Origin of the sequence: Halalkalibacter lacteus, from assembly GCF_036663595.1 — a bacterium.
Taxonomy (GTDB): domain Bacteria; phylum Bacillota; class Bacilli; order Bacillales; family Bacillaceae_D; genus Halalkalibacter; species Halalkalibacter lacteus.
This window is the reverse complement of record NZ_JAWRVL010000081.1, coordinates 1-931: the sequence shown is the minus strand read 5'-3', so window position 1 is coordinate 931 and position 931 is coordinate 1. Positions and strand designations below refer to the sequence as shown.

Annotated in this window: 2 protein-coding genes; both read left to right on the top strand. The window is 32.3% G+C overall.

Translation table 11 applies throughout. The features are described from left to right. Positions 1-252: 252 nt before the first annotated feature. A complete protein-coding gene (locus tag SAZ04_RS21535; protein WP_332699537.1) occupies positions 253-591 on the top strand; it encodes a nucleotidyltransferase domain-containing protein in 339 nt (112 codons plus the stop codon). Continuing rightward, positions 560-931, top strand: a 372-nt coding sequence (locus SAZ04_RS21530; protein WP_332699534.1) for a nucleotidyltransferase substrate binding protein, incomplete at its 3' end; no start/stop codon positions are given. The genes SAZ04_RS21535 and SAZ04_RS21530, both read left to right, overlap by 32 nt.

Here is a 931-nt window from a genome sequence, read left to right as displayed (position 1 = left end):
GTTGGCTAGTAAAAGCAACTATTATCCGAGAAGCCCCCACTTCAAATTCTGCAAGAATTAAGTGGTGGGTAGTTCACGTTATTAGTTACTCGTGTTATTCCATTAAAGAGACATATTCTTGAATTAATAGAAGGGATTGTTAGGAAGTGAATAGAAGCTATAAGTGTCTATAGCCTTTTTTAGTTCGTGTTTTAAGTGAATTATTGCTAAAATAATTGTAAATGCTTATAAAGGATTGAGGTGGAAACTGTAATGGAATCTCATTGGAATGCAACCGGAATATCAAAACGATTTATCAGTGAAATACAAAGTTTCTGCTCAAAAAACGATCAAATAGAAAAAATTATTTTATTTGGATCAAGAGCAAGAGGGGATTACCACAGGTCTTCTGATATTGATTTAGCTGTTTTTACAAATAAAAGTTCTCATACTCAACAAAATTTAATAGAACAAGCAATTAATGAAATGTCCACTCCCTTAAAAATTGATGTTGTTTTTATAGAGCGTCTAAATAAAGAAAAACTGATTTTCAATATTAGGAAAGATGGTGTAGTTGTATATGAACAAGGAAAGGCTCTTCGAGAAGCTTAATGATTACAAACGTGCGAGTGCTAGGCTTAATGAAGCAACGAAACTTCAAATAGAAGATGATATTATTTACGACGGTGTCATTCAGCGATTTGAGTTCACTTTTGAATTAAGTTGGAAACTTATGAAAATGTTTTTAGAATATGCAGGGATCACTGAAATTAAAAGTCCTAGGACAACAATAAGAGAAGCATTTACATATGGCTTAATTGAGGACGGAGAACAGTGGATTGATATGATGGTAGACCGTAATAAAACCTCTCATCTTTATGATGAAGAAGAAGCTAAACTAATTTATGAAAAAATTAAAAGTAACTATAGCCATCTTTTGTCCAACCTGTGT

Excerpts from the sequence above, each read along its gene's own strand:
- SAZ04_RS21535 (WP_332699537.1), top strand. The coding sequence starts at position 253 with ATGGAATCTCATTGGAATGCAACCGGAATATCAAAACGATTTATCAGT.